20 protein-coding genes and 1 riboswitch are annotated in these 18,965 nt (G+C 49.6%); of the genes, 15 read left to right on the forward strand and 5 right to left on the reverse strand.

The window, feature by feature from the left end; genetic code table 11:
- Positions 1–13: 13 nt before the first annotated feature.
- Complete coding sequence (locus N530_RS0102440) at positions 14–790, reverse strand: FadR/GntR family transcriptional regulator (protein ID WP_026479398.1); 777 nt, start codon at positions 788–790, stop codon at positions 14–16.
- A 181-nt stretch (positions 791–971) separates the two neighbouring features.
- Here N530_RS0102440 and N530_RS0102445 point away from each other — a divergent pair, with 181 nt between their 5' ends.
- On the forward strand, positions 972–2,291 hold the full coding sequence (locus N530_RS0102445; RefSeq protein ID WP_026479399.1) for a DUF3422 family protein: 1,320 nt from the start codon (positions 972–974) through the stop codon (positions 2,289–2,291).
- 25 nt (positions 2,292–2,316) lie between these two features.
- On the opposite strand, the gene N530_RS17295 is transcribed toward N530_RS0102445, so the two are convergent.
- Positions 2,317–3,255, reverse strand: a complete 939-nt coding sequence (locus N530_RS17295) for a LysR family transcriptional regulator (protein ID WP_035266086.1) — start codon at positions 3,253–3,255, stop codon at positions 2,317–2,319.
- 231 nt (positions 3,256–3,486) lie between these two features.
- On the opposite strand from N530_RS17295, the gene N530_RS0102455 reads away from it, so the two are divergent.
- From N530_RS0102455 to glcF, 4 genes are all read left to right on the forward strand, one after another.
- Positions 3,487–4,929, forward strand: a complete 1,443-nt coding sequence (locus tag N530_RS0102455; protein ID WP_026479400.1) for an FAD-binding oxidoreductase — start codon at positions 3,487–3,489, stop codon at positions 4,927–4,929.
- A 7-nt stretch (positions 4,930–4,936) separates the two neighbouring features.
- Complete coding sequence (gene glcE, locus N530_RS0102460; RefSeq protein WP_202899003.1) at positions 4,937–6,145, forward strand: glycolate oxidase subunit GlcE; 1,209 nt, start codon at positions 4,937–4,939, stop codon at positions 6,143–6,145.
- A gap of 75 nt (positions 6,146–6,220) precedes the next feature.
- Entirely contained in the window at positions 6,221–6,598 is a 378-nt protein-coding gene (locus tag N530_RS0102465; protein ID WP_026479402.1) for a membrane protein, read from the forward strand.
- An 18-nt stretch (positions 6,599–6,616) separates the two neighbouring features.
- Positions 6,617–7,990, forward strand: a complete 1,374-nt coding sequence (glcF, locus tag N530_RS0102470; protein WP_026479403.1) for a glycolate oxidase subunit GlcF — start codon at positions 6,617–6,619, stop codon at positions 7,988–7,990.
- A 97-nt stretch (positions 7,991–8,087) separates the two neighbouring features.
- Here glcF and N530_RS0102475 read toward each other — a convergent pair whose 3' ends face one another.
- Positions 8,088–8,828: a L,D-transpeptidase gene (locus N530_RS0102475; protein WP_026479404.1), complete on the reverse strand. Its 741-nt coding sequence runs from the start codon at positions 8,826–8,828 to the stop codon at positions 8,088–8,090.
- 194 nt (positions 8,829–9,022) lie between these two features.
- On the opposite strand from N530_RS0102475, the gene N530_RS0102480 reads away from it, so the two are divergent.
- Positions 9,023–9,646: a DNA-3-methyladenine glycosylase I gene (locus N530_RS0102480; protein ID WP_026479405.1), complete on the forward strand. Its 624-nt coding sequence runs from the start codon at positions 9,023–9,025 to the stop codon at positions 9,644–9,646.
- Complete coding sequence (locus tag N530_RS0102485; protein WP_026479406.1) at positions 9,624–9,974, forward strand: DUF1801 domain-containing protein; 351 nt, start codon at positions 9,624–9,626, stop codon at positions 9,972–9,974. The genes N530_RS0102480 and N530_RS0102485 overlap by 23 nt, the downstream gene beginning before the upstream one ends.
- A 3-nt stretch (positions 9,975–9,977) precedes the next feature.
- Here N530_RS0102485 and N530_RS0102490 read toward each other — a convergent pair whose 3' ends face one another.
- Positions 9,978–10,868, reverse strand: coding sequence for a DMT family transporter (locus tag N530_RS0102490; RefSeq protein ID WP_026479407.1), 891 nt, complete (start codon positions 10,866–10,868; stop codon positions 9,978–9,980).
- A 109-nt stretch (positions 10,869–10,977) separates the two neighbouring features.
- Between N530_RS0102490 and N530_RS0102495 the strand changes: the two genes are divergently transcribed.
- Positions 10,978–11,448 (forward strand): BA14K family protein, encoded by a 471-nt coding sequence (locus tag N530_RS0102495; protein WP_026479408.1) that lies wholly within the window; start codon positions 10,978–10,980, stop codon positions 11,446–11,448.
- Positions 11,449–11,467: 19 nt separating this feature from the next.
- On the opposite strand, the gene bluB is transcribed toward N530_RS0102495, so the two are convergent.
- Positions 11,468–12,163: a 5,6-dimethylbenzimidazole synthase gene (bluB, locus tag N530_RS0102500; protein WP_035266088.1), complete on the reverse strand. Its 696-nt coding sequence runs from the start codon at positions 12,161–12,163 to the stop codon at positions 11,468–11,470.
- Between the two features lie 50 nt (positions 12,164–12,213).
- Positions 12,214–12,395, reverse strand: a riboswitch (cobalamin riboswitch).
- A gap of 59 nt (positions 12,396–12,454) precedes the next feature.
- On the opposite strand from bluB, the gene hisS reads away from it, so the two are divergent.
- From hisS to N530_RS0102535, 7 genes are all read left to right on the forward strand, one after another.
- Positions 12,455–14,056 carry a histidine--tRNA ligase gene (gene hisS, locus N530_RS0102505; protein ID WP_026479410.1) on the forward strand — a complete coding sequence of 534 codons (1,602 nt, stop codon included), beginning with the start codon at positions 12,455–12,457 and terminating at the stop codon, positions 14,054–14,056.
- Positions 14,057–14,205: 149 nt separating this feature from the next.
- Positions 14,206–14,568 (forward strand): endonuclease domain-containing protein, encoded by a 363-nt coding sequence (locus tag N530_RS0102510; protein WP_026479411.1) that lies wholly within the window; start codon positions 14,206–14,208, stop codon positions 14,566–14,568.
- Between the two features lie 4 nt (positions 14,569–14,572).
- Positions 14,573–14,710, forward strand: coding sequence for a DUF559 domain-containing protein (locus N530_RS19440; protein WP_155851899.1), 138 nt, complete (start codon positions 14,573–14,575; stop codon positions 14,708–14,710).
- On the forward strand, positions 14,707–15,819 hold the full coding sequence (locus N530_RS0102520) for an ATP phosphoribosyltransferase regulatory subunit (RefSeq protein WP_026479412.1): 1,113 nt from the start codon (positions 14,707–14,709) through the stop codon (positions 15,817–15,819). Before N530_RS19440 ends, N530_RS0102520 begins: the two co-directional genes overlap by 4 nt.
- A complete protein-coding gene (gene hisG / locus N530_RS0102525; RefSeq protein WP_018688629.1) occupies positions 15,816–16,502 on the forward strand; it encodes an ATP phosphoribosyltransferase in 687 nt (228 codons plus the stop codon). The genes N530_RS0102520 and hisG overlap by 4 nt, the downstream gene beginning before the upstream one ends.
- Before the next feature lie 167 nt (positions 16,503–16,669).
- Complete coding sequence (locus N530_RS0102530) at positions 16,670–17,416, forward strand: alpha/beta fold hydrolase (protein WP_051540708.1); 747 nt, start codon at positions 16,670–16,672, stop codon at positions 17,414–17,416.
- Positions 17,417–17,702: 286 nt separating this feature from the next.
- Complete coding sequence (locus N530_RS0102535; protein ID WP_026479414.1) at positions 17,703–18,923, forward strand: aminopeptidase P family protein; 1,221 nt, start codon at positions 17,703–17,705, stop codon at positions 18,921–18,923.
- The last annotated feature ends 42 nt before the right edge of the window (positions 18,924–18,965 follow it).

Genomic DNA, 18,965 nt, shown 5'->3' on the forward strand with positions numbered 1-18,965 from the left:
GTAACGCCTTAGCTTACTTGGTGTTACGCATTTGCCTTCTTAATTTAGAGACTGTTTGCCAAGCGCCGACTTTTTCAGCCTCGCGTTTGCTCTCTTCAACAAATTCCATGTGCGCCGCCGCAGCAGCTGCTGCCGCATCCGGATTTGCGTCCATTATTGCTTCGTAAATTGCGCGATGCTGTTTGAGCAGAAGCGATCTTGCGCCCGGTGCGCGATAAACCAAAGAACGTGAAAAGAATGTGCCGTTTGTCAAAAGCCGGTAACAGGAGCGCAGCGTATGCAATAAGATCAAATTATGGGCTGCTTCACAGATCGCTTGGTGAAATTCGACGTCAATCGCAGCCTCTTCTTGAAAGTCTTCTTTCTTATGCGCTTCTTCCATGCGCAAGATGATGTCAGTCAAAAGTGCGCGGTCATCATCCGTTGCGCGGCGAGCAGCATAAGAAGCAGCAATCGCTTCAACTTCGCGTCGATATTCCAAATAATCCGATGTTGCCTTTGGGTGATCTGCAATGAGATCCAGCATTGTTTTGGAAAAAACATCACCGATGACATCGGCAACAAAAGTGCCGCCACCATGACGTGTCACCAATAATTCGCGCGCTTCCAATTCTTTGAGCGCCTCGCGCAAAATAGGCCGTGAAATGCCGAGCTGTTCAGACAGATCGCGTTCGCCCGGTAGCTTATCACCAACGCGAAGGACGCCTTCTAAAATTAGGGTCTCTATCTGTGCGCACACTTCATCTGCTGTGCGCGCATGATTGATCTGTGAAAAAATAGTTGTGCCCATTCAATCCTCCAATCTTGATCATATGAGGCATGTGCCGACTGGTCAATAATTATAGCCAATTTGAACAGGAGTTACGTGCGCTTATGTAGCAGCCTTGCTTATTTCCAAAAAGCAGACACCATATTAAAATCGCTTAAGATGGTGGCTTATCAGGTGGGCCATAATAGCGCTTGGGGGCAACGTGAATAAAAAAGATATCGGTGCTGTTGATCAAGCCGAAGCTGCGCCGCGAGGCGTCTTCGGATTTCCGCTTCATGCAGAAAGAGCCGTTGCGCTTGGCGAAGTTCACGCTCGACCAGCGCCGATTATTTCCTCACCGCGAACACTGATCAAATTGTGCTTCGTCACAGATGGCGGCTCTACGGTCGATCAGGCTGTTCTTGCGGGGCTTTCACGTCAAAATGGAATTTCTCCACCTGTTGAAGGTGCACGCCATCACCGAATTGAAATGGGAAAGAGCAGCATTTGGTGGGAACGCCATACAGAAGCTTCCACCTATCTTTGGGAAGGTCCAGCTGCCAGTAATTTCGATACACTGCCGCAAGGCCATCCTTTTGGCGATGCTTTTCCTGCGCCCGGTTCACTGATCTCTGCTGTGCGCGTTGATATTATAAATTGGAGCGAAGAGGCCGAAGAAAAAGCGCTGAATAATTTTGATCGGCGAACTCTATGTGCATCGGTTACACGTAACGGCCTTGGTATTATCGCAACCGATTTTCGGCAGGATCAGGCAGGGCTAACGCGCTTTGTTGTCTTGGATAAAGGCATGGCGCCCCAGCGGCTCGGCGCGCTTTCGCAGCGGTTATTTGATATCGAAATATACCGCACATTGGCCATGCTTGGGTTGCCGCTTGCACAGCGTCTTTCTCCAAGAATGCGCAAAGCCGAAGACCGTCTGGCGGAATTAACGCACCGGATGCGAAATCTGGAGCCGTCGAACTCTGAAGAATTGCTCAACGAAATGACGAACCTTGCAGCTGAGCTTGAGGCGGATGCTGCATCCAGTCTTTATCGGTTTGGCGCCAGCCGTGCCTATGACAATATTGTCCAAGACAGGCTAGAGGAGCTTGAACGTGAACCTCTTTTGGGGTGTGACACGCTAAAGTTTTTCCTAGAACGCCGTCTTGCACCTGCTATGCGCACATGCCGTGCCATTGAAGAGCGCCAAGCCAACCTATCGCGCAAACTGGCACGTACAGCAACATTGTTGCGCACGCGCATAGATGTTGAAGTTGAAAAGCAAAACCGTGATCTGCTGCAATCTATGGCCAATCGCGCCAAGCTACAATTGCGCCTGCAGCAAACGGTTGAAGGTCTTTCTGTCGCGGCGGTTTCTTATTATGTCGTTGGGCTTTTTGCCTATCTGGCAAAGGGTTTGGGCATGTCGCTTCCCGGTATTTCAGATGCAACATTGGTGGCGCTTTTTGTGCCGATTGCCGTGCTAGGCATGTGGCTTGTCGTGCGCCGAATACGCGCGAAACATTCTGATGCTGATATGTAAGGTGGCAACGCTTAGCGCTTGCGCTCTAGTTTTCTTTTTTTAGTTTCGGTGTTTCTGGCGTGTTTAAACCTGCTTCCCAATAAGGAACGCCACCAAATATTTGCGCGAGATAATCAATGAAAACGCGCACTTTCGCTGGCAAAAACTGACGTGATGGATAGATCGCGTAAATGCCGACATTCGATGTGCTTTCATACTCTGGCAAAATCTGCACAAGCTTTCCGTCGGCAAGTTCTTGTCCGACATCCCATGTTGAACGAAGTCCAATTCCAAGGCCTGCCAGAACAGCTTCGCGCACCACTTCAGAAGAATTGGTGCTTATATTGCCGGTCGGACGAACGCTGACATCACCTTCAGGGCCTGCCATACGCCAAGTGTCTGAAACCTGATGTGTAAGGCAGTTGTGATGCGCTAGCTCTTCGAGCGTTTTGGGAGTGCTATTTTCAGCTAAATATTCTGGTGTCGCGCAGAGTATTCTGCGAACGGATGCAAGCTTACGCGCAACAAGGCTGGAATCTTCAAGCTCCGCAATACGGATCGCGACATCAAATCCCTCGCCAACAATATCAACAAGGTCATCGGATAAAAGCAGGTTGAGATTTAAGTCATCATTGTTTTTCATGAAGTCGCCGAGATTCGGCGCGATATGCATTCGTCCAAATGACGTCGGTGCAGAAACTTTTAAAGTGCCGCGCGCGATGGCTGAGCGGCGTGCGACAAACGCTTCTGCTTCTTCAATACCCGCTAGGATAGCGACAACGCGTTCGTAAAAACCTTGTCCTGCTTCTGTGAGCGCAATTTGCCTTGTTGTACGTTGTAGCAGCCTTGTACCAAGTCGGTCTTCTAAGCGGCGAAGGCGCTTTGAAACGACCGCAGGTGACAAGCCTAGTTCACGTCCTGCCGCAGACATGCTGCCTGCGCCGACCACGCGTGCAAAAATTTCTAGATCTCCGAAATTACTCATTATATTGGCTAACCATTGTTCTTAAACTATTTGTTTTGCCGCTCGTTCATTCATTCATACCGTATAGTATCAACCAAAATGGGGCAGGTTACACAAAAGTCCATAGCCATTAATAACAGTGTTATACCATTTCGTTGAAACTGTTTCGCCTGCAGTGCGCTTGACTCTAATTGGTAATTATAATTTACCAATTGAAGGCTGCTAGTGTTTCATTTGAATTGGAGGGATGAAATGACGACGATTGAGTTTCTGAAACCCGATGCAAATATCACCGGCCGTCGCAATGCCATCGTGGAAGGATTGTATAATCTTCTACCTGATGAGTGTGTTATCTCAGATGAGCGTGAGTTAGTGCCATTTGAAACCGATGCTTTTACAGCATATCGGCGCCTGCCTTTGGCTGTTGTTTTGCCATACACAACGCAGCAAGTGGCGGATGTTCTCAAATATTGTTCAACCAATAAAATTCCGGTTGTACCTCGCGGGGCAGGCACGTCATTGGCTGGCGGTGCGATACCGCAGGAAGATGCTATCGTCATAGGTGTTTCACGTATGACCCGAATGATCGATGTTGATTACAATAACCGAACTGCCGTTGTCGAAGCAGGCGTAACAAATCTGTCCATCTCTGAAGCTGTCTCAAAAGATGGTTTTTTCTATGCGCCTGATCCTTCATCGCAGCTTGCGTGCACGATTGGCGGCAATATCGGTATGAATTCCGGTGGTGCGCATTGCCTTAAATACGGTGTCACAACCAACAATCTGCTCGGTGTAAAACTTGTCATGTTCGACGGCACAATCGTTGATATTGGCGGGCAAGCGCTTGATGCACCAGGTTATGACTTACTTGGCTTGCTGTGCGGTTCTGAAGGACAGCTTGGCATTGTTACCGAAGCAACGGTGCGGTTGATCGCGAAGCCAGAAGGCGCGCGTCCTGTGCTGTTTGGATTTGATGATGCAGAGGTTGCAGGCGCCTGTGTCACAGACATTATTGGCAGCGGCATAATACCTGTCGCAATCGAGTTCATGGACAAGCCGGCAATCGATATTTGTGAATCCTTTGCGGGTGCAGGCTATCCGATGGATGTCGAAGCGCTGCTTATCATCGAAGTCGAAGGCTCCGACGAAGAGATGGACGCAATGCTGAAAAAGATCATCAAAATTGCGCAAAAACATAACGTAAAGAATATCAAAGAAAGCCAATCTGCAACAGAAGCAGCGCAAATCTGGAAAGGTCGAAAATCGGCCTTCGGCGCGACCGGACGCATCGCAGATTATATCTGTATGGATGGCACCGTACCACTTGGAAAACTGTCTTATGTCTTGCGGGAAACCTACAAGATAATTGAGCATTATGGCTTGCGCGTCGCCAATGTTTTTCATGCTGGTGACGGCAATATGCATCCGCTGATTTTGCACAATGCCAATGATCCCAAGGAAGCGCAGGCAGCCGAAGACGCTGGTATGGATATTTTGCGTCTATGCGTCGATGTGGGTGGTTGCCTGACAGGTGAGCATGGCGTCGGCATCGAAAAACGAGACTTGATGCTGCACCAGTTCGCAGAAATAGATCTAAACCAACAGATGCGGGTACGCGCAGCATTTGATCCTGATTGGATTTTGAACCCATCTAAGGTGTTCCCGCTCACCCTCTCACAACGCAAGGTTATATGAGATGGCGTTGAAAATTTTAAAACCAGCAGATGAACTCGAAGCTGCCCAGCTAATCGCGAAAGCACGCAGTGAAGGCACGCGTCTGGAGATCAGAGGCAACGGCACGAAGCGTGATATCGGCAATGCTGTGAGCGCTGAAAAAATCATTTCCGCATCGGCAATGAGCGGAATAACGCAATATGATCCCGCCGAACTGGTGATGGTTGCCAAGGCAGGAACTTTGTTGTCTGAAATCGACAAAGCGCTTGCAAAAAACAAACAGATGCATGTTTTTGAACCGGCAAATTACGGCAAACTGCTCGGCACCAATGGCAAGCAAACAATCGGCGGTATTGCTGCAAGCAACATGTCAGGTCCGCGCCGCTATGTGGCTGGCGCTGCACGCGACAGTCTGCTCGGCGTACGGTTTGTCAATGGCTCTGGCGAAATCATCAAAAATGGCGGTCAGGTGATGAAGAACGTCACGGGCCTCGATCTTGTCAAACTGATGGGCGGTTCATGGGGAACGCTTGGCTTTATAACTGAGGTTTCTTTCAAAGTATTGCCGCGTCCTGAAACACAAATCACATTGGCAATTCACAATGTATCTGATGCGGATGGTGCGCAGCTTATGGCTACGGCAATGGCAACAAGTGCAGATGTTACAGGCGCTTCGCATGCGCCAGCAGACATTGCATCACAGCTCATGAATGCGCCCGTAAAAGGCGGGATTACTTTTATGCGGCTTGAGGGGTTGAAAGAAACCATTGGCGTTCGCCGTGATCGCGTTATCGCAAGTCTGCCCAAAGGGTTAAATATTCAAGAAATTGATGCTCGCGCATCGTTGGCCTTATGGAAAATGATCCGCGATGTTTTGCCTTTTGCAGATCAAGACCAGCGACCTGTTTGGCGTATTTCCGTTGCACCGATGAGCGGTTATAAAGTCGCCGCAGCTATTTTGGACAAGCTTGAGGGGCAAGTGTTCTACGACTGGCAAGGCGGGCTCGTCTGGCTAAGATTAGACGATGTGTCGAACGCCAATGCACCCGTCGTCAGGAACATAGTTAAAGATCATGGTGGCTACGCAACTTTGATCCGTGCATCTGAGCCGGTCCGTGCTTCAACGGCCGTATTCCAGCCTGAGATTGCACCTTTGGCGGCACTCTCTGAACGCATTAAGATGGCAATGGACCCGAGCGGTCTTTTCAATGTCGGGCGCATGTCACCAGATGTATAAAATAACATTGCTTGAGCGTAGATTAAAACTGCGGTTTACTTCGGCCACATCCATCAATGTGAGAAGGAAAAAATCATGAATGATGAGCAAAACCGCCAACCAATAGCGACTGACGATTGGCTTGGTGCTGGGCCTAAAAACGCGCAACTAATCTATATTCTATTTCTAGCATCTTTTCTGCTTAGCGGCATTCCTGCCATCATCGGCTTGGTGATGGCTTATATGAACCGAGGCAAAGCCGGCGGCTTCACCGAGACGCATTACACATGGCTCATCCGCACATTTTGGATTGGTCTTCTCTATAGCTTGATCGCCGCAATTTTGATGTTTGTTATGATTGGAATGTTTGTTGCAATCGCCGTTGCTATTTGGGCCGTTATTCGCGTTGTCAAAGGCCTTATGGCACTTGGCAGAAATGAACCGATCCCAGACCCGCAAAGCTGGTTGATATAATAATATTGGATATGTGGCATGCAAACTAATTTCACATCTGAGCAGCTTGAAGATCCGGGCGTTGCACTATCGGAAAAAATCTTACGCTCTTGTGTGCATTGCGGTTTTTGCACGGCCACATGTCCAACCTATGTGACGCTTGGCAATGAGCTAGATAGTCCGCGTGGTCGTATTTATCTCATCAAGGATATGTTGGAAAATAACCGTGCTGCAGATGAAAAAACGGTGACGCATATTGATCGCTGCTTGTCATGCCTTGCTTGCATGACCACATGCCCGTCGGGTGTGAACTATATGCATCTGGTTGATAATGCGCGGGTTCATATTGAAAAAACCTACAAGCGTCCATTTTTCAACAGGCTGACAAGGAACGTGCTAGCAGCCGTGTTGCCATATCCAAATCGCTTTAAAACGTCGCTTTATTTGGCACGATTGGGGCGGTCATTTGCGCCGCTTTTAAAAGCCATTCCGCCGCTTAAAAGCTTTGGTGCGATGCTAGAACTTGCGCCGAATAAAATTGCTGCACCTTCTGCCTTTGCATTGCCTGCGACACACGCGCCTGAAGAAGAAAAGCGCGGCCGTGTTGCTATTCTTAGCGGCTGCGCCCAGCCCATCCTCAAACCTGGAATCAATGAGGCAACAATCAAACTGCTTAACCGCATTGGCGTTGAGGTTATTGTGCCAGAAGGTGAGGGCTGCTGCGGCGCGCTGGTCCATCACATGGGGCGTGAAGAGCAAGCATTGGATGATGCGCGGCGCAATGTCGATGTTTGGACCCGTGAGGTTGAGCATGGCGGATTAGACGCCATAATTATCACAGCCTCTGGGTGCGGAACCACGATCAAAGATTACGATCATATGCTTCGGCTCGATCCTGATTATGCTGACAAAGCCAAGCGCGTATCTGCGTTAGCAATGGACATTACCGAATATTTGGCATCCATCGAAATGCCGGAGCCAACCATCAAGCCTAATCTTGTTGTTGCGTATCATTCGGCTTGCTCCATGCAACATGGACAAAAAATCACCGAAGCACCTAAAACCTTGCTTAAGGCTGCTGGATTTGAAGTGTGCAATCCTGCCGAGGGGCATTTGTGCTGCGGCTCGGCAGGTACATATAACATCATGCAGCCTGAAATTTCTGCGCAGTTAAAAGCGCGCAAAGTGAAAAATATTGAGGCAACGAACGCAGATATCATTGCGACCGGCAATATTGGCTGTATCACGCAAATTTCTACGGCCACGAATATACCGCTTCTTCATACAATCGAGCTTTTAAATTGGGCATATGGCGGGGATAAACCCTCTGAAGCGCCTGACCCTAAACCTGTTCAAAACATGCCTGAGCAGCGCACAAGCCTAACCGATTTGGTCGCGCAAGCTTCAATGTAGCATTAGAATTTAATCTCAAAATGAAGCCGCCGCCTGACCTCTTTTGAGATCAAGCGGCGGCTTCTGCCTTCGCCCCCGAAGAACAAATGGCGCTTAGCTACTGAACAATAACTTTAGCGCCGACACTGGCACGATTATAAAGATCGGTAACGTCTTCATTGCGCATGCGAATACAGCCCGATGATACAGCACCGCCAATTGTCCAAGGCGCATTGGTGCCATGAATTCGGTAAAGTGTTGATCCAAGATAAAGCGCACGCGCACCGAGTGGATTAGACGGACCGCCCTCCATAAAGGCCGGTAGGAATTTACCTTTTTTCTTTTCACGCGCGATCATTTCCGCAGGTGGTGTCCAAGATGGCCATTCACGTTTACGCGTAATGCGCTCTGTGCCTGTCCATGAAAAACCTTGTTTGCCAACACCAACCCCATAGCGCATGGCTTTGCCGCCTGCCTCTACTAAGTAGAGAAAACGGTCGCGTGTAGAAATAATGATCGTACCTGGCTTTTCGCCGCCATTATAATTGACCTGCTGCGGCAGATACATCGGATCAATGCCTTTAACAGGCGGCTTGGGCGGATTAAGCGCGGCAACACGCTGCTGTACCTTTGGCTGATAGCGTTGTTTAACCTGCTTTTTGCGCGTCACGATAACGCGCTTAGTGCGCTGTGGTGCAGTCGCGCGAATAACTGTATTTGGTTTAAGTTGCAAAACCCATGGGCTCGCCAAATCAGGACTTAGCGTTAGCGGCGGCGGTGTAGCATAGCGCTCACCAGCGTGGGCAGGCATCGTCGCAAATGCAACGGCAACTGCCGATAGTTGTAAAAATCTCTTCATCAAGCATACTCTCAACATTTTGCCCGATATCCGCTGACATAAGACGTCAGCAGACTTCTGGCGTGAACATGACTCAAAGCAAAGACTCAATTATGAATCAAAATAAATAAAATGCGATTCTTGGCTGAAAGCTTTCAGCAAGGTTACTAGCGTGTTGCCGTAAATGGTGAATCAAAACTGAATCGGACCTATATATGAATGATGGATTGGTTGAACGGCCAGATTGCAAGCAGAGCTGTTGGTGGCATGGCGATTTGGATGAATATCGCAATTATCATGACACTGAATGGGGCCGGCCGGTAATTGATGATACGCGCTTGTTTGAAAAGGTGTGCTTAGAAGGGTTCCAGTCGGGGCTATCTTGGCTGACTGTTTTGCGCAAACGCGAAGGGTTTCGCGCAGCGTTTGCAAGTTTTGACATCGACAAGGTTGCAGCTTTTACCGACGCGGACATAGAGCGCTGCGTTACTGATGCGAGCATTGTGCGCCACCGCGGCAAAATTAAATCAACCATCAATAATGCTAAGCGGGCACAAGAATTGCAAAAAGAGTTTGGCTCTTTGGCTGCTTATTTTTGGGCGTTTGAACCGTCCAGCCAAGAGCGCCCAGCTAGAGTAACGAAGGATGCTATTCCAGGCTTTACTGAAACTTCGACCAAGATTTCCAAAGATTTAAAAAAGCGTGGTTGGTCGTTTGTGGGGCCAACAACAATCTATGCTTTCATGCAGGCAATGGGGCTTGTGAATGACCATTTAGAGGGATGTTGCTGCCGTCAAGAAATCGAGGAAATCCGCAATGACTTCATACGGCCTATATGAAGAATTACACGCACTGATTTTTGAGGTTGCAGCTCAAAACGACAAAATAGGACCGCTCGAAGAAAGTTTAAAATGGGGCCAGCCGAGCTTCACGCCAAAGCGCAAAAATACGGGTAGTTCGGTTCGTTTGTCGAAGCAGGATGATGGAACCGTTGGCATGTTCTTCATATGCACCACCAAGCTGGTCGATCGCTTCAAAGAGCTTTATCCGAGCGCCTTTGATTATCGTGGTAGCCGCGCTTTAATGTTTGTCGCAGGGCAGGATTATGACCGCGAAGCGCTTAAGCACTGCATCGGCATGGCGCTGACTTATAAGCTTAAACAGTAACCATCATACGCGTTTGGTTTTGCTGATGATCGCAAGTGCAACGCCGCCCAATATAAAGACGGAACCGAGAACGAAGCGTAACGTAAATGGCTCGCCGCTCCAGATAAGACCGCCAAGACCAGCGATGACGGGCACGGTGAGTTGCACGATACTGCCTTGCATGGCTGATAATTGCGGCAATACGCGATACCAAATCGCATAGCCAATACCTGATGTGATGGCGCCAGAAGCAATACCGAGCAATATGCCATATGTGCTGGCATTGATTTGAGAAAAACAGATTGCGGAAACGGCAATTGCCATGGGCATGGCCAAAATGAAGTTTCCAGCCGTCGCTTTGAGCGGGTCTGTTGCGCCGCGCCCACGCAGTGAATAAGCGCCCCAAGCGATGCCGGAAAGTGCCATTAAAAATGCGCTGAACGGGTCCGGTGCTTCAAGTCCAGGTGAAACCAGCCAGACAAAGGCGCTAAAAGCAATAATCAATCCAGCCCATTCAGGCACGATTGGTCTGTCGCCCTTAAAAACACTCCAGCCGATCATCGTTGCTTGAACAAGCGCAAATAAAATCAGTGCGCCCACACCTGTATCCAGCCCGATATAGGCAAATGAAAGCGTTACCGCATAAGCAAAAAGCCAAAAGGAAGAGTGCCAATTTCCGCCGCCGATGAGATCGCGCATTGATGTTTGTTTTCGCGCAATCAGTAGCAAGGCAAGCATCGCCGCACCGCTTATCAGGCGAACAGTGGTAAAGCTGGCAGGGTCAATGGCTGGTCCGAGCAGGGCTGCACGCGCCAAAACTGAGTTTGCAGCAAAAGCGGTCATAACAAGGGCGGTGAGCAGAAAAAGAGGCACGGCGATAGTCCAGTTAAAACGCACTGCTAACATGTGTGTCATGAAACCAAAGTGACAATTTGGTGATAAGTCCCGTCAATAAATTTGCCAGATGCGAAAAATGCGATAGATTGAAATTAAGGGACGCTTAACCTTAACAGGGAGCATGATAATGAATATCAGTAAATTCTTGGCTGCGGCTGCAATTTCAATTGCTGCAAGCTGCGGCGTTTCAACATCAGCGAGTGCTGCACCAATCGCAATTGCACCGATTGCATCACCAGCAGATAGCTTGGTTCAAAAGGTAGGTTCAGAACGCCACCGCGGGTTTTACCGCCATAGAGGCCATGCCTTTTACAATGGTCATCGCGGTTACCGCCATCACAGGCGTGGCTATCGCCGTCACAGCGGATATTATTTTCCACGTGATGCATTTTCAATAACGATCCACATTGCACCGCGCCGTTATGTTGAACCAAGACGCGTTATTCGCCGTGCACCAGCGCGCCCGCGCATTATAAATGTTGGCACATTGCATGTGAATTGGTGCCATTCGAAATACCGCTCTTACCGCGCATCGGATAATTCGTTCCAGCCATATCATGGTGGACGCAAACGCTGCCGTTCGCCTTACGCAAGATAAGATTGCGGACCGGCTGCTATTAAGTTTTAGTGGGCCGGTTCCATTCTTCTTCGAAGATCAAATCTTTGAGTTCTAAGCGTTGCCGCCATCCTTTGGCGGCAAGCTCCGGTTCTGTGTATAATTCGTCCACATAGCCAATGCACAGATAAGCGATAATTTCGATCTCATCGGGGATTTGAAAAAGCTCCCGCATGTCGCTCTCATTAAATATGCTGACCCACCCGACACCAACGCCTTCTGCACGTGCTGCAAGCCACAGATTTTGAACAGCGCAAACCGTGCTGTATAAATCCATCTGCTGATTATGCGTGCGCCCAAGCACAACTTTGCCGCCGCGATTGCGATCACATGTCACGATAAGATTGATCGGCGCTTTGCGAATGCCTTCCAGTTTTAGCGATTGATAGGTTGCCTTGCGCTCACCTGAAAACATGTCGGCGGCTTCATCATTGGCCTTGCTGAAAACGCTCCATGCTTGTTCGCGCTTTTTAGCATCGCGCACGACAATAAAATTCCACGGCTGCATGAACCCAACCGAAGGCGCGTTATGGGCAGCCTGCAAAAGCCGTAGCAAAACATCATCGGGAATGGGGGCCGGCAAAAATTGATCGCGCACATCGCGCCGTTCATTGATTGCACGATACACCGCATCTCGTTCTTGATTGGAAAACGGACGGGCAGGGGCCAGCGCAGGGCGTGGAAGTTTGTTCAGCATTATTTGCTCCCAACAATGCATAAAGGTTGGGGCGCTTGCGCTGTCCGCACGCAAGAACCGTTTTGTTCGGCCGGTCTTCTGACTTAGGATCAACTGGTCTGCGCGCCTTCCCGGTTTCCCAGTGGCATATGCGAAAGCCATCTCCATCACAGCGTTGGGCACGTCTCCGAATTGCACGGACTTCCCGTTCACCGAACTTGCATAGCATTCCACCGCTCACACCACTTGGCAAGAGGGCACCTGTCGCTTATGAGAAAGCCAACAAATGTTCTCATAAAATGAAGTGCTGAAATGGCTGATAAAAAGAAGAAAAAACCGCAGAAACTTAAAGCGCGTAGCCCGCGCGGTTTTGTGGACCGCTCAGCGGCAGACATTCGCGCAACCGATGAGATGATCGGTAAAATCCGCGAAGTCTATGAGCGCTATGGTTTTGACCCCGTGGAAACACCTGCATTTGAATATACCGATTGTTTGGGCAAGTTTTTGCCAGACACAGATCGGCCAAATGCTGGCGTGTTTTCTGTGCAGGATGACGACGAACAATGGATGAGCTTGCGCTATGATCTGACAGCGCCGCTGGCGCGTCATGTGGCTGAAAATATCAACGAAATCACGCTGCCATATCGCACCTATCGCAATGGTTGGGTGTTCCGCAACGAGAAGCCGGGGCCGGGCCGTTTCCGCCAGTTCATGCAGTTTGATGCCGACACGGTTGGCGCACCGGGCGTTCAGGCCGATGCTGAAATGTGCATGATGATGGCCGACACGATGGAAGCGCTGGGCATTGCGCGTGGCGATTATGTGATCCGCGTTAACAACCGCAAAGTGCTGGACGGCGTGATGGAGGCCATCGGCCTTGGCGGCGATGAAAATGCGGAGCGGAGACTGACGGTGCTGCGTTCAATCGATAAGTTGGACAAGTTTGGCATCGAGGGTGTTCGCCAACTCTTGGGTAAGGGTCGCAAAGATGACAGCGGTGATTTTACTGAGGGAGCTGGGTTAGATGAAGAGCAGATCAAAAAACTATCTCTGGTTATAGATTTGAACGCATTTTACTCGCCTGAGGGATATAAATCCCACGCCGATCACCATGATTATTTTACCGATGTACCTACTACAATCGATAAACACGGAGATGATGCTAGAGATTATCATTTTTTCAATGCTCTAAGAAATTGGGCGGTTCACATTGGAGTTGGTAAAAATGGTTTATCTGGTATCGACGAATTATTTCAAATAGCTCTCATTTCAGAAATAAATGGCTATGACGAAGATAGAATTCGTATTGACCCTACCTGCGTCCGTGGTCTCGAATATTACACTGGCCCTGTTTATGAGGCCGAACTTCTGTTCGATGTGACAAACGAAAAGGGCGAAAAGGTTCAATTCGGTTCTGTCGGCGGTGGCGGGCGTTATGACGGTTTGGTCAAGCGCTTTACAGGCCAAGACGTGCCAGCAACTGGATTTTCCATCGGCGTATCACGCCTCATGACGGCGCTCAAAAATCTTGGCAAACTAGGACAAGACGACGTGCTCGCGCCTGTGCTTGTCACCGTGATGGACAAGGATACGGAAAGCCTCGGCGCTTATCAAAAAATGGTGCAGGACTTACGCGGCGCGGGTATTCGCGCTGAGATGTATCAGGGCAATCCAAAAGATTTCAGCAAGCAAATGCGCTATGCGGATAAACGCGGCTGCCCGATTGTTATCATTCAAGGCAATGACGAACGGCAATCCGGCAAAGTTCAACTCAAAGATATGATCGAAGGCAAGCGCCAAGCCGCCGCGATTGAATCCAATGAGGAATACCGCGCTGCCCGCCCTGGCCAATTTGAAATTGAGGCCGGCGCTCTTGTTGATGAAGTGAAAAAACTTTTGGCTGCGCAAAAATAATGCCCTCATCCGACCTCGCTTTGCTCGGCCACCTTCTCCCGTAAACGGGCGAAGGGAAAACATTTATTTCGTCGCTGACAGTTTTCACTTATCCTTCTCCTGCTAGCGGGAGAAGGTGGCCGAGCGCAGCGAGGTCGGATGAGGGTGAAATGCGGGATGACGAGACGCCAAGGCTTAGACGTTATGCGCGCAATATGCGCCATGAATCCACCGATGCGGAAGCTGTGTTGTGGTCAGAACTCCGTAATCGTGGTTTGAACAAGCTCAAGTTTCGCAGGCAAGTGCCCATCGCCAGCTATATCGTTGATTTTGTCTGCATCGAAAAGAAGCTTATTGTAGAAGTTGATGGAAGCCAGCACGCAGTCAATATTTATGACAAGCAACGTGATGAGAGATTGAAAGAGCAAGGCTATATTGTGCTGCGTTTTTGGAATGACGATATTATCCGCGATCTAAAAAATGTGTGTCAGCATATTATTGCCGTATCGGAATTAGGCAGCAAAAACACCTAAGCATTTGGCAAATGATGCAAAACGCGATAAGGCCCTCACACAATTAGGTTATCGGATTTTTCGCATCAATACGGGTGAGCTATCCGATAATCTAAATGGATGTGTTGAAACGCTTTTGCATGAACTTGGCCAAATAAAGTGACCACCCTTAGATCATTCTCCGCACGCGCCGACATTGAGGCGATACTTGCCGACCGCAATGCTGTGCGCATTGATGTGCCGGTGCTGCAACCCGCAGAGCCGTTTCTTGATACGGCTGGCGAGGAATTGCGCAGACGGATATTTTTGACGCAAAACCAAAATGGTCGCGCAATGTGTTTGCGCCCAGAATTTACCATTCCCGTTTGCCTGCAGCATATTGAGGGCGGTGCACCATCTGGCCGTTATGGCTATGTCGGTACAGCGTTCAGGCAGCGTGATGCGGGCGCATCTGAATTTTTGCAGGCAGGCATTGAAGATATAGGCGAGGCCGATACCAATGCAGCCGATGCGCGCTCCGTTGCCGATGCGCTGGCATGTGTAAGCGATTTGGGTGTTCGTGCCGATAGATGCGAAATCATAATTGGCGATCAAGCGGTCTTTGATCAGGTATTGGCTGCGCTCGGCTTACCTTCCGGTTGGCGTTTGCGTCTTGCGCACGCCTTTGGCCATGATGCCACACTTGAGGCAACGCTCGACCGACTTGCGCATCCGATCACAATGCCAGATTTGCCAGAGCCAATTTTGCAAGCTGCTCAAAGCGGCGACAGCGCCAAGCTAGAAGAACTGATTTCAGCGGCAATGGATGCAGCAAGCTTGAGCAATGCTGGCGGGCGCACACCGGCAGAAGTCGCAAAACGTTTGCAGGCAAAGTTCGCACAAAGCCAATTGGTGCCGGAAGAAGCAAAGCTGGATATATTGCGCAAATTCCTGTCAATTTCTGTGCCGCTTGATCAATCTGTTGCTGTGCTGCGCGGCTTTGAAAAAGACAACGGGATTGATCTGGCCCCAGCGATTGCGGTTTTCGAAGAGCGTAATAAGTCGCTTATCGCCGCTGGCCTTGATCTTAGCGCTATCATTTACAACGCCTCTTTTGGGCGCAGGCTCGATTATTATACGGGGCTTGTTTATGAGCTTCGCTCGCGCAGCGGCGATGTGTTGGTGGGCGGTGGCCGCTATGACCGTTTGCTTCCATTGCTGGGCGCAGAAAAAGCAACACCGGGTGTTGGATTTTCCATTTGGCTGGACCGAATTGCGGAGGCAAGCGCATGATCACACTCGCATTGCCATCGAAGGGACGTTTGAAAGAAAACGCCATCGAATGTTTAAGCTCAATCGGCTTAAATGTGCTGCCGCCAGCAGACCCGCGCTCATACCGCGCAACAATTGAAGGCCGCGATGATATTGAAATCGCCTATTTGTCTGCCTCTGAAATCGCACGTGAAGTAGCAGCCGGCAATGTTGAGGCAGGCGTAACAGGCGAAGACCTTGTGCGCGAAAATATTCCCGATAGCTATAATTCTATGAAGCTTTTAGCAAAGCTTGGCTTTGGCGCAGCAGATGTGATTGTTGCCGTGCCAGATAGCTGGTTTGACGTTCACACAATGGGTGACTTGGGCGAGGTGGCGGCTGGTTTCAGGGCGCTGCACGGTCGCCGTTTGCGCATCGCGACAAAATATTGGCAGCTCACGCAGCAATTTTTCTCCAATCAGCACGGCATTCAGCTTTACCGTATTATTGAGAGCCTTGGCGCTACAGAAGGCGCTCCAGCTGCGGGACAAGCGGATATCATCGTTGATATAACCTCGACAGGATCGACATTGCGTGCAAACGCGCTGCGGGTGCTGGACGATGGTGTGATCTTGGCGTCTGAAGCATGCTTGTTTGCGGGCAAAAAGAGCGCAGAAAATCCGCTTGTTCTTGAGCTGGCACAAAAGCTATCAGCACGTAAATAGGCTCTGTAGCAGTTTGCTGGGCAGGCCGCATAGTCCTGTCCGCAACCTAGCCTTTTCAAGCTCTTACAAAAATTTGCGACACAACCCGCAAGATCAAGTATGTGATAGGACCATCAACGGCAGCTCTAAGGTTGAGCACGCCGCCAAACAGAGTCCGAGCGCCCATCATGCCAATAGACCAAATCATCCCGTTACATCACCAACGCTTGGGTGATGGCGGTCGGCATATTATATTTCTCAATGGCTTTAGAATGCCATTTGAAACGTGGGACAAGGTGTATCCCACATTTTGTTCGACCAACAGTGTGGTGCTGTTTAACAGGAGAGGTATTGGCAGGTCGCCAAAAGCCACGACAGCACAAGATGGACTGACAGTCATTTCGGAGATGCGGTCCCTATGCTCCCTCTTAGAGGTAGATCCGCCTTATGTTCTTGTTGCGCATTCCTTAGGTGGGATATTCGCCAATCTGTATGCCCGTATGTACCCGCAAGACGTGGCCGGCATCATCTTCGTTGATGCGACACATCCCCAGGAGGTGGAGGAGCAAAAGGCAGGTAAATCTCCCTTTGGATTAGGAACTATCAACAGCTGGCTGAAAGTCATCGAGAAGCTGTCTGATGAATTCAAATATTCCGAAGATGAGTGCATTATGCAGACCATCGAACAGATCAGGCATGCGGGGGCATTTCCCAACGTTCCTGTTGCGGTCGTGTCCGGTAAAAAGAAAATGCAATTTGCCCCAGACAAACTGTTCAAATCCCATCAAAAGTACCAGCAGTCCTTGCTGCAATTATCGCCGAATTCAAAGCACTATCCCTGCAGCGAAAGTGGTCACTTCCCCCAGATCACTCAGCCGCAAAGAGTAATCAGTGCCATATCAGACATTTTGAACGAAACGCCCACGCCGCGCTAACTTTTGAAGGTGGCCATGTGCCCACAGAGTACATCTTCATGCAGGACGCGCAAACAGCCTTGGATCAATAATAATATCACCTGACCGTCTGGATGCTCAAAAGTTTTGCGGCAGAGCTCTCCTGCTTTTCAAATTTCATTTGACCATGGATTGTCCATCGCTTAATTAATAAAGAGGCGATGGCGTCGCCTGACAATCTTCAAAAATTATCCTGTACGCCCGGATGCTTTGTTTTTTACAACGCACCGGAAGAATTCAAATCCGGTGCATCATCTAGGATTTGAGCATGAGCGACATTACAAAACGCCCCGATTTCTTTTCACGTCACGATGGCGGTAAAGCTGCACTTCCTTTCTCGAAGGCTGAATATCAACGCCGATTGAAAGGCTTGCGTGCGATTATGGCAAAGCAAGACCTACCAGTCGTTCTTCTAACTTCCATGCACAATATCGCCTATTACTCTGGCTTTCTTTATTGTTCATTCGGCCGCTCTTATGGTTGCGTGGTTACCGCCGATAGCTGCACAACGGTTTCAGCAAACATTGATGCCAGCCAGCCGTGGCGTCGCTCTATCGAAAACAATGTTATCTATACAGATTGGAAACGTGACAATTACTGGCGTGCGGTCAAAGAACTGATCGGCAATACAGGTAAAATTGGCATTGAAGCAGATCATCTGACGCTTGCTAGCCATGAGAAATTGCGCGACATGCTGGATGTATCTGAGACAGTTGACATAGCTGGAGCGACAATGCGCCAGCGCATGGTAAAGTCTGCCGAGGAAATTGCCCTGATTAAAGAGGGGGCTCGCGTTGCTGATGTTGGTGGTTTTGCCATTCATGATGCAATTGGGGCGGGGGTGCGCGAAATCGACATTGCAATGGCCGGCCGCAACGCAATGGAACTGGAAATCGCCAAAAGTTTTCCAAATGCTGAATATCGCGACACTTGGGTGTGGTTCCAATCAGGTATCAATACGGACGGCGCACATAATCCGGTGACCGCACGTACATTGGAACAAGGCGATATCTTGTCGCTGAACACGTTCCCAATGATATCAGGCTATTACACGGCACTTGAGCGCACATTGTGGGTGGGTGAACCGGATGCGGCTTCACGCAGAATTTGGGAGGCCAATGTTGCAGCCCATGAGCTCGGTATTTCGCTGATTAAGCCCGGCGCAACTTGTTCGGGTATTTGCGCTGAGATCAATGAGCATTTTAAAGCTGCAAATCTGCTGCAGCACCGCTCATTTGGTTATGGGCATTCATTCGGCGTTCTTTCACACTATTATGGCCGTGAGGCTGGACTTGAGCTGCGCGAAGATATTGATACCGTGCTTGAGCCGGGAATGGTGATTTCCATGGAACCAATGGTCTGGATACCGGAAGGTGAGCCAGGTGCAGGTGGATACCGCGAGCATGATATTCTCATCATTGGTGATAATGGTGATGTTGAGAACATTACCAAGTTCCCTTATGGGCCTGCTCATAATATAATCGGCTAATAAAAAGCCCCCGTTAGTGCGGGGGCTTTCTAGCTTTAGTCA

This window comes from Ahrensia sp. 13_GOM-1096m, assembly GCF_000620605.1.
Lineage (GTDB): Bacteria > Pseudomonadota > Alphaproteobacteria > Rhizobiales > Rhizobiaceae > Ahrensia > Ahrensia kielensis.

Coding starts and splice junctions, on each gene's coding strand:
- N530_RS0102440 (WP_026479398.1), bottom strand. CDS start 790: ATGGGCACAACTATTTTTTCACAGATCAATCATGCGCGCACAGCAGAT.
- N530_RS17295 (WP_035266086.1), bottom strand. CDS start 3,255: ATGAGTAATTTCGGAGATCTAGAAATTTTTGCACGCGTGGTCGGCGCA.
- N530_RS0102455 (WP_026479400.1), top strand. CDS start 3,487: ATGACGACGATTGAGTTTCTGAAACCCGATGCAAATATCACCGGCCGT.
- N530_RS0102465 (WP_026479402.1), top strand. CDS start 6,221: ATGAATGATGAGCAAAACCGCCAACCAATAGCGACTGACGATTGGCTT.
- glcF (WP_026479403.1), top strand. CDS start 6,617: ATGCAAACTAATTTCACATCTGAGCAGCTTGAAGATCCGGGCGTTGCA.
- N530_RS0102475 (WP_026479404.1), bottom strand. CDS start 8,828: ATGAAGAGATTTTTACAACTATCGGCAGTTGCCGTTGCATTTGCGACG.
- N530_RS0102480 (WP_026479405.1), top strand. CDS start 9,023: ATGAATGATGGATTGGTTGAACGGCCAGATTGCAAGCAGAGCTGTTGG.
- N530_RS0102485 (WP_026479406.1), top strand. CDS start 9,624: ATGACTTCATACGGCCTATATGAAGAATTACACGCACTGATTTTTGAG.
- N530_RS0102490 (WP_026479407.1), bottom strand. CDS start 10,868: ATGACACACATGTTAGCAGTGCGTTTTAACTGGACTATCGCCGTGCCT.
- N530_RS0102495 (WP_026479408.1), top strand. CDS start 10,978: ATGAATATCAGTAAATTCTTGGCTGCGGCTGCAATTTCAATTGCTGCA.
- bluB (WP_035266088.1), bottom strand. CDS start 12,163: ATGCTGAACAAACTTCCACGCCCTGCGCTGGCCCCTGCCCGTCCGTTT.
- hisS (WP_026479410.1), top strand. CDS start 12,455: ATGGCTGATAAAAAGAAGAAAAAACCGCAGAAACTTAAAGCGCGTAGC.
- N530_RS0102510 (WP_026479411.1), top strand. CDS start 14,206: ATGCGGGATGACGAGACGCCAAGGCTTAGACGTTATGCGCGCAATATG.
- hisG (WP_018688629.1), top strand. CDS start 15,816: ATGATCACACTCGCATTGCCATCGAAGGGACGTTTGAAAGAAAACGCC.
- N530_RS0102530 (WP_051540708.1), top strand. CDS start 16,670: ATGCCAATAGACCAAATCATCCCGTTACATCACCAACGCTTGGGTGAT.
- N530_RS0102535 (WP_026479414.1), top strand. CDS start 17,703: ATGAGCGACATTACAAAACGCCCCGATTTCTTTTCACGTCACGATGGC.